The following is a 13,875-nucleotide window of genomic DNA, read 5'->3' as shown; positions in this document are numbered from 1 at the left end:
GTGAGTATTGGGGTCATTGTCGTTATCGTTGCTGTGCTGTTTGTGCTTGGCAACATCATGGGCTTAAAGCCAAAGATGAGTGAAGTGCGAGTGGGTGACATGCGAATGTTTGCCCGCAAGATAGACTTGCACCCCAAACTGGTTGCCATGCCCGATTGGCTAAGACAGCACAAAGAGAGCGGGCAGGACAAGCAGACAAATAATCACGGCATGATAGCCCAGTACACCGTCATTGATGACAGCTGGCAGTTGCTTGCCAAACGCTTGTTGTGGACGGGGGGCGACTGGCAAAACAAAGATGGCGTGCCTGTCAGTGTGGGTATACCCCCCGAGCCACTACTGCCCTATATCCAGGGACTGACCACCAAAGCCAACAGCGTAACCATTTACTGGTACGATGAAAAATACGCCAAAAGTTTTGCCATCAAAGACGAGCAAGCGATGTCAATCATGGAGCGGGATTTATTGGCACTCAAAACCTTTTTGCAAAGCGTGCAAAACATCAATACCCCAAAGTCGTCCCGCTAAGCAACCACTTGTGTATAAAATTGTTAAAATATTTTACCAGACTATTGACAAAATGCCAAAGCCCCCTTATAAAGTGAACATTTTAACATTATAAGACAAATAGGCAACCCATGGCACTTCCCAAAAAACCCAGCACACGCACCAAAAATACCGTCAAAGCCACAAAAGCACCCACCAAAAAAACAACCAAAACCGCCAAGGATGACATGGCAGACACCCCCGTGTCGGGCAAAGGCAAAGCCCTAGTTATCGTGGAATCCCCCGCCAAAGCCAAAACCATTAACAAATATCTAGGCTCGGGCTATATCGTGCGGTCTAGTGTGGGTCATGTGCGTGATTTGCCTGTGTCGGGGACGGGCAAAGCCGAAAAAGCGGACGAGTCGGGACTGTCTCGTGAACAGAAGGCGTATAACGCTCTGGTTCGCCGTATGGGGGTCAATCCTGAGAACGACTGGCAGGCGGTCTATGAGATTTTGCCCAACAAAACCAAAGTTATCAAAGAGCTAAAAGCCCTTGCCAAAGACGCTGATACCATTTATCTGGCAACGGACTTGGATCGTGAAGGAGAGGCGATTGCATGGCATTTAAAGGAAGTCATTGGCGGCAGCGACAGTAAATACAGCCGTGTGGTGTTTAACGAGATTACCAAATCCGCCATTACCGAGGCCTTCAAGCACCCCAGTAGCTTAAATTATGACCGTGTGAACGCCCAGCAAGCTCGCCGTTTTCTTGACCGTGTGGTCGGTTTTATGGTGTCGCCTCTACTGTGGGCGAAGGTCGCTCGTGGCTTGTCGGCAGGGCGTGTGCAGTCGGTTGCCACTCGCCTTGTCGTGGAAAAAGAGCGTGAGATTCGTGCCTTTACGCCCACCGAATATTGGCAAATTCATGCCGATACAGTGAGCAGTTCAAAAGAAAATATTTATCTAGAAGCCGTCCGCCAAAATGGCAAAGAGTTAAGCCTTGTCAATGAACAAGAAGCGGTGGCGGTAGTTGATATTTTAAACAACAATCCCTTTATCGTGTCTGACCGTGAGCAAAAGCCCACCCAGTCCAAGCCGTCTGCTCCTTTTATCACGTCCACCCTACAGCAGTCGGCAAGCACACGCCTTGGCTTTAATGTCAAAAAAACGATGATGCTCGCCCAACGTCTGTACGAAGCAGGCTACATCACTTATATGCGTACCGACAGCACGTTTTTGAGTGCCGACGCTTTATCAAGTGTACGAGCGTACATTGAGACCAATTATGGCAGTCAATATTTGCCAAAATCGCCCAACGTCTATGGCAATAAACAAAACGCCCAAGAAGCCCACGAAGCCATTCGTCCGTCTGATGTGGCGGTGTTGTCGGCTCATCTAAAAGACATGGAGCGAGATGCCCAAAGGCTTTATGAGCTGATTTGGCGACAGTTTGTGGCGTGTCAAATGCCCCCTGCCCAGTACCTATCCATGACCTTGACCGTGTCGTCTGGCAATGTGGAATTAAAGGCAAAAGGGCGTGTCATGACCTTTGATGGCTACACCAAAGCCCAGCCCCCTACCAAAAGCGATGACGTGCTACTGCCTGATGTCAAAGTGGGCGAGAGTTTGACGGTAAACGAGATTATCCCAAGCCAGCATTTTACCAAACCGCCAGCCCGTTATACCGAAGCGAGCCTTGTTAAAGAGCTTGAAAAACGTGGTATCGGACGACCGTCCACCTATGCGTCTATCATCTCCACCATTCAAGAGCGTGGCTATGTCCGCACCGAAAACAAACGCCTATTTGCCGAAAAAATGGGCGACATTGTAACCGACCGCTTGACAGGCAGTTTTCCTGACCTTATGGACTACACTTTTACCGCCAATTTGGAGGATAAACTTGACCATGTGGCAGAAGGGGATGTGGATTATAAGGCGGTGCTTGATGAGTTTTACGGCGATTTTAAGGGCAAATTAGAAACCGCCAAAGCCAAAGACGGCATGAAACCCAACGACCCCACGGACGTGCCTGACGTGCATTGTGATTTGTGTGGTCGTCCCATGCAAATCCGTACAGGCGGTACGGGCGTGTTTTTGGGCTGTACAGGCTATAACTTACCGCCAAAAGAGCGGTGCAAGGGAACAAAAAATCTCATGGCGGTGGAAGCCTTTGCCAATCAGACGGCAGACGATGAGTCGGACGAGGTTTTGTCGTTATTAGAAAAAAAGCGTTGCCCAAAATGCCACACGGCAATGGACGGCTATATCGTGGACGGTGGGTTGAAATTGCACGTTTGTGGTAATAACCCTGACTGCGATGGCTATTTGTTAGAAAAAGGCGTGTTTGACACCCACAAAGGCAATGACGCACCGACCATTGACTGCGACAAATGCGATGGGCAAATGGAGCTAAAAACAGGGCGGTTTGGGGCGTATTTTGCTTGCCAAAAATGCGACAACACCCGCAAAGTTCAAAAAGACGGACAACCTGCACCGCCACGCATGACGGCGATCCCCATGCCACATTTGCGTTCAGTGCGGTTTGATGACCATTATATCTTGCGTGAAGGGGCGGCAGGGCTGTTTTTGGCGGCGTCTAAATTCCCCAAAATCCGTGAAACTCGTCCGCCCAAAGTGGCAGAATTGCAAGCCATACAAGGCGAGCTTGACCCCAAATTCCACTATCTACTATCCGCCCCCACAACCGACAATGACGGCAACCCGACCATATTACGTTGGTCTCGCAAAAATGCCGAGCAATATGTCGGCTCAGAAAAGGACGGTAAGGCGACCAAGTTTGCGTTGGTGTGGAGAGGTGGGGCTTGGGTGATTGAGTGATATGAAAAATTTGGCGGTACTCATTGATGTAGATAATACATCTCACAAGACCATAGGGCTTGTGCTACAAGAGATTGCCAAATATGGCGTGCCAATCGTCAAGCGTGTCTATGGCGATTGGAGTAGCGAGATTAATGAAAACGGCAAGCCAACCAATCGCTTGCACGTTTGGCGTGATGTTTCGCTATCGCATGCCATTACACCCATTCAGCAGTTTGCCTACACCAAAGGCAAAGATGCCACGGACATGATGCTTATCATCAATGCCATGGATTTGCTGTATGGCAATCAATTAGATGGCTTTTGTATTATATCAAGCGACAGTGATTTTACTCCGCTTGCCAGCCGTATTCGTGAAAGTGGCTTGATGGTTTATGGATTTGGCAAAATCCAAACACCAAGTGCTTTTATCAATGCGTGCGACAAATTTATTTATATAGAAAATCTAACTCAAAGCTATGTGGAAAATGATACCAATGAAATACTTGATAATAAGGAAAATTCATCACTACTGATGGAAAAAAATAAAGCCATGAACAGTCAAAATAGGCTGTCAAAAGACAGCATTAAGCAATTATCTGATGATGTTATTCAAAAACCAACAATGCTCAGTCAACAGGTTGCAATAGATGAGCCAACCCTACAACTTATCTATAAATCTATTAAAGATATTGCAGATGACGATGGTTGGGCGAATTTATCTACGCTAGGCAATCACTTGGCAACCATTAAGCCTGATTTTGATACAAGAACTTATAGGCGTGCCAAGCTACCAGGATTATTGCAAGCATTAGATTTGTTTGAGATAAAACTAGAAGGTTCACAAAAATTTGTAAGGAAAAAACCCAGTTTCGCCAAGGTGCTAAAAATCGTTCATGATGTGATAATAGATTATCGTGGTTTAAATGAGTGGACTTCTATCAATCTTTTAGCAATTGAGATTGCTAAAAGAAACCCAGATTTTAATCCTAGAATTTTTGGCTATCAAAATATTCAAGAAATTATCAAAGCCATCGACAGTAAATATTTTGAATTAGATGCAGATAAAACACGAATTAAACTGTTGTCAATAAAAGAGAAATAAATGCAACAATATTACCTTGCATTTTTCCTAATTTTCTCGTACAATGGTTAAATAATTCTCAATTTGTTTTATTTTTAACCATGCTTTTAAGGAGCTATCCATGAGAAAATTTGCGTTTGCCCTAACGGCTGTTGCCCTTGTATTGACAGGCTGTAACAACACCAAAGCACTTAATGAAACTGCCAGTGCATCAGCGGTTATGGCATCAGAATATCAACCATTTACCAAGGCTTTCTTGTGCGATAACGGCATCGCACCATCTCTGTACTACCCTAACGACAGCCAAGCCCAGCTAACCTTAGAAGGCGTGACCACCACCTTAAATATCGCACCTTCAGCATCAGGCGAGCGTTATGTGACAGATGCTGGTATCTTCGGTCACGGCGGTGAATGGCACCAAAAGGGCGACATGGCGGTATTTAGCTACAAAGGCGTACATGGCAACCCTGCCCAAGTGAACTGCACCGCAGAATAATCAATAGCCTACCCACAAAACACCGCTTGGTCGGTGTTTTGTTTTGTCTTTTAAATAGGAAAATTATGACAAAGTTATTACGTTTGCTAAGTTTTTTGGAAGGGATATCTTTTATCCTACTTTTGGGGATTGCCATGCCCTTAAAATACATGATGAATAAGCCATTTTTGGTGCCGTATGCAGGTATGTTTCATGGCGTGATGTTTGTTGCTTTTATCGTGCTACTGCTTGTGGTGTGTCAGGTTAAGGGCTGGTCTTTGAAGGTATTTGTCATCGGGCTTGTGGCATCGATTTTACCGTTTGCCCCATTTTGGTTTGAGCGGTATATTCACAAGCTTGAATTGGCAGAAGATGAGCTGATGGCGGATGAGTGATAAAATAAAAAAGCCCTGACAAACATCAGGGCTTAAAATATGGCGGTGACGGAGAGATTCGAACTCTCGATACGCTATTAACGTATACACACTTTCCAGGCGTGCGCTTTCAACCACTCAGCCACGTCACCAATGGGGGCGAATTATAGCAGAGTTTTTTAAGTTTGTCATCTTTTTTATCGATTATTCGTGATAAACTTACAAAAATACCCATCGGCAGTTTGTCGCTTTTTATTTGTCAGTTTTGGCAAAATAAGGTAAAATATAAGCCATTTTGATTTAAGAGAAAGTCTGTGCCTAGCTTGCCTGATTCACTAAAAGATGTTTTAGCAGACAAAAACCTAGACATCCCCATGGCGACCGTCATTGCAGTGGCAGTGCATGCCTTTGTGATTTTTGGGGTGGGGTTTAGTGCAGGTATGTCACCCGATGAGATGGCGCAGGAAGTGGCAACGGTGCTAAGCGACAACAAAGAGAAAAACGAAGACGCACGCTTTGTGGCGAACGCCAGTCAAGAGGGGGGCGGAGAAGTACGTCAGCAGTTGCGTCAAGAGACGACCGAGATTAGTCCTGACACCAGTGATGACATGGAAGAGACCCAAGACATCATCAACCTACAAAAACAAAGCCGTCAGCAAGCCTACCAAGAAAGCTATCTTCGCACCACGCTGTCTGTGCGTTATGTCAATAGCCAAAATGACAATGACAGCGAGAAAAAGCAAGACAACCTAGAAGCCCAAGAAGAACGTATCCGCAAAAAAATCCGCACGCTAGAAGCTCAGCTGTCCCAAAAACAGCAGGTCTTTGCATCCAAATCTAACATTCATACGGTCAATAGCAATGCGACCACGCATGGGGTGGCGGCAGGATACTTGGAGAATTTTCGTCGCCATGTGGAGCGTATCGCCAACCAATATTATCCTAGTGAAGCACGTCGCAACAACATCATGGGCGATGTCCGTCTGATGGTGGTCATCTCGCCTGATGGCTATGTCAAAGCCATTCGCTTGCTTGAATCATCAGATTCTGCCATTTTGGATGAAGCTGCCAAGCAATCGGTACGCCAATCTGCTCCTTATGGGCATTTTGATGAAGAGATGGGCGAGCTTAGCGAGCTTAGAATCATTCGCACATGGCGATATAGTGATAAGATTGAAGTGACCAATTAATCAATGACCAATTAATAATTAATGTCCCCGACCATGACTGAAGATACCAAACAAACCTCATCACCGATTCTTGGTGAACTAAAAAACAGTGCCGAAGAGTCTGCCGAGCGCCTAGAAACCACAGCGTCAAGAACAGGCGAAGTGGTGGCGGAAACCACCCGAGAAGTCGTGACAGGTACGACCAGAACCGTAGAGACTGCCAGTGACTACACTTTGGAGCTGCTGGGCATTACGGTGGATACTCGCACACTTATCGCCAACTCTGCCGAATTTGCCGTCAAAGCGGTGCTTGCCATCATCATTTTTTATGTGGGCAAGTGGATTGGTAAACACATTGTTAATCTTGCCGAACGTGCCATGGTGCGTAGCTCGATGGACGGCACGGCGGTCAGTTTTCTAGGTAATTTACTTTATGGGGTCATCTTGGCAGCGGTCATCTTGGCATCCTTAAACCAGCTTGGCATCAGTACCACGTCTTTTGTGGCGGTACTTGGAGCCATGACAGTTGCCATTGGTGTGTCCTTAAAAGACCAAGTGTCTAACCTGGCGGCAGGCGTGTTGATTGTGGTATTCCATCCGTTTCGTCGTGGTGATTATGTAGAAGTGGGTGGGCAGACAGGCACGGTGCAGGAGATTACACTGGTAAATACTCGCATACGCACGCCTAATAACCATGAAGTCATCATTCCCAATGGCGATATCATGACATCGGCAAGTATCAACTATTCATCCCTGCCTAACCGCCGTATAGAAGTACCTGTTGGCATCGGTTATGACAGTGACATTAAGACCGCACGCCACATCATGATGCAGATAGCACAAAAGCATGAGTTGGTACTAAAAGACCCAGAGCCTATCGTGCGTGTTACCGAGCTTGCCGACAGTTCGGTAAATCTTATCATGTATGTATGGACAAATAATAATGACTGGTGGGCGGTGCAATGCGACCTGTTAGAGCGCATCAAATATGCCTTTGATGAAGCAGGCATTAACATTCCTTTTCCCATCCGCACACTACAAATTGATGGGCTTGATGACATGTTGATGGCTGCCAAAGGCATTGATAACCATGAAGTAAAGATGAAGTAAACGACAAAACAGCCCATGTTTATCTTAGTTTATTCATCAATTACACAAACCCAGTCCATAATTCAATGGGCATAAAGCAGAATAAATACAAATTGCAGGTGTTCTATGGGTCACCTGCAATTTGCGATAAAATAACCTGTAGCACCACTCATGCCCAGTGATTATCTCGGCTCATCTAAGCAACCATCTATTATAATGACTATCATCATGACTACCCCAAATTCTGTTCTTTTTGTTTGTCTTGGCAACATTTGCCGTAGCCCATCTGCCGAAGCCGTCATGACAGAACTTGCCAAAAATCAAGGGCTTACTATCCGCTTTGACTCGGCAGGTACGGCAAATTACCATACAGGCGAACGCCCCGACTCACGAGCGATAGACGTTGGCGTTACGCTTGATTTTGACTTGACTTCTTTTAGGGCAAGACAGTTATCTAAGCAGGATTTTTATGAGTTTGACATAATTTTTGCGATGGATAACAACAACTTAGCCAGCATCAAAAAGGTGATGCCGTCCGATGCTACCGCCCAAGTTGTGCTGTTTGATGACTTTACCAAACAAGAAGTTGCCGACCCGTATTATGGCGATATAAGGGACTTTCAGGCGATGTTTGGGCATATTGAGCGTGTCAGCCGTGCGTGGCTAGACCTTTGGCAAAGTACAAATCAGCACGGAAATCATCATGGCTAACATTCTAAATAACCACGACTTATCGCACAACAACACCATGGCTCTGTCCTGCACCGCTCGCCATGCGATGATGTTGGACGATATTGACACGCTTGGCGATGACATCACGACCGCCATAGCCTTTGCCAAACGCCACGATTTACCGCTATTTGTCCTATCCTACGGCAGTAACGTGATTTTGCCAAGTGTGCTAAACGCCCTTGTTTTATTGCCAAAAATACAAGGCATTGAGATTTTGCAAGAAGATAATGAGTGTGCAACCTTGCAAGTCGCTTGCGGAGAAAATTGGCACAATTTTATCAAAACTTGCCTAGATAAAGGCTATTTTGGGCTTGAAAATCTCGCCCTAATCCCCGGGCTTGTGGGGGCGTGTCCTGTACAAAATATCGGAGCCTATGGCGTGCAAGTCTCTGATTTTATTACAAAAGTCATCGCTTACGATTTGACAGACGGTCAAAAATGCGAGTTTGACAACACCGCTTGCAAGTTTGAGTATCGCCACAGTTTTTTTAAGAACAATGCAGGGCGGTATTTGATTAGCCATGTCGTATTTACCCTTCACAAACAGCCAAAAACCCTAACCAATTATGGTGATTTGGCAAGTTTGGCACAAGAACTTGCCAATAAAAACGGACGAGATACCCCCCACCCCATTGATGTATTTCATGCGGTCATTACCATTCGTAATAGCAAACTGCCAAACCCTGCCGTTTTGGCAAATTGTGGCTCGTTTTTTCAAAATCCGATTATCCCCATGAGCGAGTTTATCGCCCTAAAAGAGCAATTTGCCGACTTGCCAAGCTATCCTATCAATGACGATGCTATCAAAATCCCCGCAGGGTGGCTCATTGACAAGGCAGAGTTAAAGGGCAAGGGGGTTGCTCCAATTTTGACGCACGACAAGCAAGCTCTGGTGCTAACCAACCACGCCCCACACACCGCCACGCAAGACGACATTCGCACGGCTCAGGAATTTATCGTGCGGACAGTACAGGACAAATTTGGCGTAACCTTGGTGCGTGAGCCTGTGTGGGTGGATTGATGAGCTTAGGGCGGTGGATTTGGCGGACAGTCAAGGTGATGGCGGTGGTCGGTGGATTGACTGCCTTATCTATCTTTACACCCATTTTTGCCAATGTGGGGGTATTTGCCCTTGATGTGTTTAGCAAAATTACCCTAGACACCGCCCAAAATCCCACCGCTATGACGGTGCTGGGGGGCGGACTTACCAAAAAAGATGGCGTGATTGTGCTGAATCATTATAGCCAAAGCCGTGCTGACACCGTCATTACATTGTACGCACAAACGCCCCTGCCTATCATCACAAGCGGAGCTGAGTCGCCGTGGCTAAGAGAACACATAAAAACTGCCCACCCCGAAGCGGTCATCGTGAGCGATAATGCCAGTATGAACACCTGCGAGAACGCCACCTTTACCGCCAAACTCATGAGTCATCACGAACTGCCCAAAAGCATCTATCTCATCACTGACCGCTATCACATGGCACGGGCAAGACGACAATTTGCACGGGCAGGCATCGCTACCGCCCCACAACCTGCACCGCTTGCCGTACCGCTGACATGGGGCGACAGGGGTAATAACTGGACGCATTCACGGCGGACGATTTATGAGATGGTGGCGTTGGCACGGGACATATTTCGCCCGCAGGACAACTGCCGTACGGCGGATGAGATTAGCCTAGAAGAGATTAGCACGCCCAGACGTGAACCCAAAATATTTTTCTAAATCATACGCTTATTATTTTAAAAATATTTTTAAAAATTTACAAAAAAGGCTTGCATTATTTAAAAATTTAGCTATAATACGCACCCATGGAAGCTTGGCAGAGCGGTTGAATGCACCGGTCTTGAAAACCGGCGTGGGTTTGTAGCCCACCGAGAGTTCGAATCTCTCAGCTTCCGCCATTATTTAAAAACCGTCCTTAGGGGCGGTTTTTTGTGTTGATTGGGAAAAATTATGTTTGCTTATATTGCACAGGGCTTCTTGGTGTCGTTTGGGTTGATTGTGGCTATCGGAGCCCAAAACGCCCACGTCCTAAAACAAGGACTGCTAAAACAGCACATTTTTTGGGTGTGTTTGACCTGCTTTTTGTGTGATGCGGTGCTGATGAGTGCAGGCGTGTTGGGGTTTGTTGGCACGCTTATCGGACAGAGTAAGACCGCTTTGCTTATCCTTGCCGTGGTTGGCGTGCTGTTTTTGTTTTGGTATGGTTTGCGTGCGTTCAAATCAGCATGGCAGAGCGGGGCAAATCTGATGGTATCGGCTGAAAGTGATAAAGATGGCGGTGGCAAGAGCATCAAGCAGAGCGTGGGCATCACCTTGGCACTGACTCTGCTAAATCCACACGTCTATCTAGATACATTGGTGCTGGTCGGGAGTATCGCATCCCCTTTGACTGCTGACCAAAAGCAGTTGTTTTTGATGGGAGCGGTGGGAGCGTCCGGGGTGTGGTTTTTTGGCTTAGGTTATGGGGCAAGGCTATTAACCCCGTTATTTAGCAAACCCAAAACATGGCAAATATTAGATGCCATCATTGGCGTCATCATGTGGATGATTGCGTTGGGGCTGATAAAATATGCTTATGGGGTATGGGCGGGTTAAAATTATCATTATGTTTTAAAAATGTTTTAGAATAAAATCGCCTTTTAAATTAACCTACTCTACCAAACCTAATCACGCCATTTGGGATAAAGTCATTTATTTTTGGGCGGTTTTGGGCTAAAATGTGTGAAATTTTTCCCAAAAATCATCATGTCCCTTATCCGTAAACGCAAACTCACCAAAAACCAAACCCGCCAGATCCAAAAAAACCAAGAGACCATCATCGATGACGGCACTTTTGCCACAGGGGTGGTGGTGTCGCATTTTGGTAAGCAGTTAGACGTGCAAATCACTGCCTTGCCCGACATCATGCCACAGACGGCGTTGGCACTCGGGCAGATATGGCGGTGTCATGTTCGCACCAATCTGCCCATGCTGACCACAGGCGATACGGTCAAGTTTAGCATCGATGATGTTGCAGGCACAGGACGCATTGAACAGCTACTGCCACGCACGACCCTAATCACTCGCCCAGACCGTTATCATAAGGTCAAGCCTGTTGCCAGTAACGTGGCGATTTTGGCGATTATTTTTGCCCCCTTGCCAAAGCCTGCCACAGGGCTGATTGACCGTTATATTCTCGTGGCACGGCTGGCAGGCGTTACGCCCCTGCTTGTACTAAATAAGGCAGATTTGTTAGATGATCACCCCGATGTGGTGCAGATTTGTCAAGAATATCAAGCACTTGGAGGGCGATACGGTTTCGATGTTATCCAAAGTTCGAGTATGGATAGGACGGGGCTAGATACCCTGATATCGCACATCACAGGCAAACTTGCCATCTTTGCAGGGCAGTCAGGGGTGGGCAAATCAAGCCTAATCAACCAAATCCTGCCCCATGCCGAGCAGTCCACGAACATCATCTCGGTAGGCTCGCAGTTGGGTCAGCACACCACGACCACCAGTCGTCTGCTCGCCTATGACGTGGGCGATTTGACTCAAGGCGGGATTATTGACACCCCTGGCATTCGTGAGTATGGCATTTGGCATTTATCGGCAGATGACATTTTAAAGGGGTTTGATGAGTTAAATGACTTGCATGGGACGTGCCAATTTCGAGATTGTAGCCATGCTCCCAACGCCAAAGGCTGTGCGTTCTGGCAGGCGGTGACGGACGGGGCGGTGCTGTCTCGGCGTGTGGAGAGCTTTAATGAGCTGGTCGCAGAAGCCAAGCAAGGGGCAAGTGTGATAAAATAGCCCAAAATAAGTGCATTTATGACAAATAACAGGTATAATATCAGCTTTTGAAATTTTGGAGCAGTCATGGAGCGTTGGTTTGAGTTTATGGGCAATCACCCGTTTTTATTCGGGCTACTCTTTGTCCTTGCCATCATGTTTTTTAGTATTGAAAATAAACGTAGCGGTAAAAAAATCGCCCCCCAAGCGTTGGGGTTGCTGGTGAATAACGACAATGCGACATTGATTGACATTCGCCCTGCCAATAAATTTGCCACAGGGCACATCGCAGGCTCTCTCAATATTCCTTTTACCGAGCTAAAAAATCATCTGACCGAGCTACAAGCGATGACTACCCCTATTGTCTTTATCTGTGATATCGGCATGCAGGCGGGCATGGCGGTGCAACTGGTCGCCAAGCCCAATGCCATGCGACTAGAGGGGGGTATTGCCAATTATCAAGCACAAGGCTTGCCACTGGTCGGAGCGACAGACAAAAAAGGCAAAAAATAACCTGTTAGGATGTGTTAATACCAAGATGAGCGGTCTTGAAGTTATGCCAATCGCCCCCATTTAAGAATCTGTACATTTACCAAAAAGAGATAATATGAAACCTGTAACCATTTATGTCAAACAAACCTGCCCCTATTGCATTAACGCCAAGCGACTGCTAGAACACAAGGGCGTGATGTACACCGAGTTTGACGTTACCAAGATGAGTGAGACACAGCTTGAAGAAGTTGCCGTTAAGACCAATCATTACCGCACTGTGCCAAAGATTTTTATTGGCGACACCTTTATCGGCGGTTTTGATAATCTAAACAAACTAGACAGAGAAGGTAAACTTGACGAGATGTTAAGTGCCTAAATGGTTTAATTTAGTTTTAATGTAAGTTTAATTTTAAGTCAAAGGAGGCTATCATGGCTGACGAACAAACCGCCCCACAACTGGGTTTAGAGCGTATCTATGTCAAAGACATCTCACTTGAAGTTCCAAGTGCCGAAGTGTTCACCAAAGAGTGGCAACCTGAGTTGGACATCGGTCTGACCACCACCAGCTCTGACCTAGACGAAGACCACAAAGAAGTAGTATTGACCGTGAGCGTTACCGCCAAAAATGCAGGTAGTACCGCATTCATCGCTGAGGTACAACAAGCAGGTATTTTCTTGCTACGCAATATCCCAGAGGCGGACATGCCACATCTATTGAACGCCTACTGCCCGAACGTGCTGTTCCCTTATGCTCGTGAGGTCATCAGCGACATCATCGCTCGTGGTAGCTTCCCACAACTTCTGCTTGCTCCTGTCAATTTTGACCAAGCGTTCCTACAAAGCCAAGCCCAAGCCGAAGGCAATGCCTAATCGCTAGGCTATTTTATCATTTGATTGATAAAACAAAAACCCAAAAGCCTCATGCTTTTGGGTTTTTTTGTGCGTGATAATATCAAGCAACAATCTCTACCGCACCGTGGTCATCGCAGTGGTCGCCATGCTGATAGTGCAAACGTCCGTTCACGATATAGCAAATGTGGTCGCCATGTGGCACGGCTTCATGTCCACAGCCTTCGCCATGAACGTGACCCGTGCAGTGGTGAGCTTGGTTGCACTCGGCGGGGTTTTGTTCGCTGACTTCTAAGACGTGTTCGTCCACGTGGTCGCCATGCACATGGTGCAAATGTCCGTCATGTAGATAGTCCACGTGGTCGCCATGACGAATGGCGGTGTGTCCACAGCCTGTACCGTGAACGTGGTCGTGATTGGCGTGAATGGTGCAAGTCATGATGTGTTCCTTAAAATGAAAAATAAACGGTATTGATGATAATCAATGTCCATATTCTAAGCACATCATGCCACAAAGTAAAGGTTATAG

The 13,875-nt window shown here is 46.6% G+C and carries 16 protein-coding genes and 2 tRNA genes; 16 read left to right on the top strand and 2 right to left on the bottom strand.

Going from position 1 to position 13,875, the window contains the following annotated elements:
- The 5 genes from LP107_RS10800 to LP107_RS10780 all read left to right on the top strand — a co-directional run bounded on the left by LP107_RS10800 (position 1) and on the right by LP107_RS10780 (position 5,259).
- Positions 1-528 (top strand): hypothetical protein, encoded by a 528-nt coding sequence (locus tag LP107_RS10800; protein ID WP_264676128.1) that lies wholly within the window; start codon positions 1-3, stop codon positions 526-528.
- Between the two features lie 206 nt (positions 529-734).
- On the top strand, positions 735-3,326 hold the full coding sequence (gene topA / locus LP107_RS10795; RefSeq protein ID WP_264676327.1) for a type I DNA topoisomerase: 2,592 nt from the start codon (positions 735-737) through the stop codon (positions 3,324-3,326).
- Position 3,327: 1 nt separating this feature from the next.
- Positions 3,328-4,410 carry an NYN domain-containing protein gene (locus LP107_RS10790; RefSeq protein ID WP_264676129.1) on the top strand — a complete coding sequence of 361 codons (1,083 nt, stop codon included), beginning with the start codon at positions 3,328-3,330 and terminating at the stop codon, positions 4,408-4,410.
- Positions 4,411-4,510: 100 nt separating this feature from the next.
- On the top strand, positions 4,511-4,885 hold the full coding sequence (locus tag LP107_RS10785; protein ID WP_078273183.1) for an MliC family protein: 375 nt from the start codon (positions 4,511-4,513) through the stop codon (positions 4,883-4,885).
- Positions 4,886-4,950: 65 nt separating this feature from the next.
- Entirely contained in the window at positions 4,951-5,259 is a 309-nt protein-coding gene (locus LP107_RS10780) for a DUF3817 domain-containing protein (RefSeq protein WP_078273182.1), read from the top strand.
- A 40-nt stretch (positions 5,260-5,299) separates the two neighbouring features.
- Here LP107_RS10780 and LP107_RS10775 read toward each other — a convergent pair.
- Positions 5,300-5,390 (bottom strand) — tRNA-Ser (locus LP107_RS10775).
- Positions 5,391-5,552: 162 nt separating this feature from the next.
- Here LP107_RS10775 and LP107_RS10770 point away from each other — a divergent pair.
- The 11 genes from LP107_RS10770 (at position 5,553) to secB (ending at position 13,367) form a co-directional block, all read left to right on the top strand.
- Positions 5,553-6,428 (top strand): energy transducer TonB, encoded by an 876-nt coding sequence (locus tag LP107_RS10770; RefSeq protein WP_228157781.1) that lies wholly within the window; start codon positions 5,553-5,555, stop codon positions 6,426-6,428.
- Positions 6,429-6,461: 33 nt separating this feature from the next.
- Positions 6,462-7,517 carry a mechanosensitive ion channel family protein gene (locus tag LP107_RS10765; RefSeq protein WP_078273226.1) on the top strand — a complete coding sequence of 352 codons (1,056 nt, stop codon included), beginning with the start codon at positions 6,462-6,464 and terminating at the stop codon, positions 7,515-7,517.
- A 207-nt stretch (positions 7,518-7,724) separates the two neighbouring features.
- Complete coding sequence (locus tag LP107_RS10760; protein ID WP_078273181.1) at positions 7,725-8,207, top strand: low molecular weight protein-tyrosine-phosphatase; 483 nt, start codon at positions 7,725-7,727, stop codon at positions 8,205-8,207.
- Entirely contained in the window at positions 8,200-9,249 is a 1,050-nt protein-coding gene (gene murB, locus LP107_RS10755) for a UDP-N-acetylmuramate dehydrogenase (protein ID WP_078273180.1), read from the top strand. Before LP107_RS10760 ends, murB begins: the two co-directional genes overlap by 8 nt.
- Positions 9,237-9,953 (top strand): YdcF family protein, encoded by a 717-nt coding sequence (locus LP107_RS10750; RefSeq protein WP_264676130.1) that lies wholly within the window; start codon positions 9,237-9,239, stop codon positions 9,951-9,953. The genes murB and LP107_RS10750 overlap by 13 nt, the downstream gene beginning before the upstream one ends.
- Positions 9,954-10,041: 88 nt before the next feature.
- A tRNA-Ser gene (locus LP107_RS10745) sits at positions 10,042-10,132 on the top strand.
- A gap of 52 nt (positions 10,133-10,184) precedes the next feature.
- Positions 10,185-10,829 carry a LysE/ArgO family amino acid transporter gene (locus LP107_RS10740; RefSeq protein WP_078273178.1) on the top strand — a complete coding sequence of 215 codons (645 nt, stop codon included), beginning with the start codon at positions 10,185-10,187 and terminating at the stop codon, positions 10,827-10,829.
- Between the two features lie 150 nt (positions 10,830-10,979).
- Positions 10,980-12,026 (top strand): ribosome small subunit-dependent GTPase A, encoded by a 1,047-nt coding sequence (gene rsgA / locus LP107_RS10735; protein WP_078273225.1) that lies wholly within the window; start codon positions 10,980-10,982, stop codon positions 12,024-12,026.
- A 66-nt stretch (positions 12,027-12,092) separates the two neighbouring features.
- Positions 12,093-12,518, top strand: coding sequence for a rhodanese-like domain-containing protein (locus LP107_RS10730; RefSeq protein WP_078273177.1), 426 nt, complete (start codon positions 12,093-12,095; stop codon positions 12,516-12,518).
- A 94-nt stretch (positions 12,519-12,612) separates the two neighbouring features.
- Positions 12,613-12,873 (top strand): glutaredoxin 3, encoded by a 261-nt coding sequence (gene grxC, locus LP107_RS10725; RefSeq protein WP_078273176.1) that lies wholly within the window; start codon positions 12,613-12,615, stop codon positions 12,871-12,873.
- Positions 12,874-12,926: 53 nt separating this feature from the next.
- A complete protein-coding gene (gene secB, locus LP107_RS10720) occupies positions 12,927-13,367 on the top strand; it encodes a protein-export chaperone SecB (RefSeq protein WP_029103669.1) in 441 nt (146 codons plus the stop codon).
- Between the two features lie 82 nt (positions 13,368-13,449).
- On the opposite strand, the gene LP107_RS10715 is transcribed toward secB, so the two are convergent.
- A complete protein-coding gene (locus tag LP107_RS10715) occupies positions 13,450-13,785 on the bottom strand; it encodes a hypothetical protein (RefSeq protein ID WP_062498976.1) in 336 nt (111 codons plus the stop codon).
- Positions 13,786-13,875 lie beyond the last annotated feature (90 nt).

This window comes from Moraxella bovis (genome assembly GCF_025985205.1).
Taxonomy (GTDB): Bacteria; Pseudomonadota; Gammaproteobacteria; order Pseudomonadales; family Moraxellaceae; genus Moraxella; species Moraxella bovis.
The sequence above is the reverse complement of the archived record's forward strand: the minus strand, read 5'-3'. Positions and strand labels throughout refer to the sequence as shown.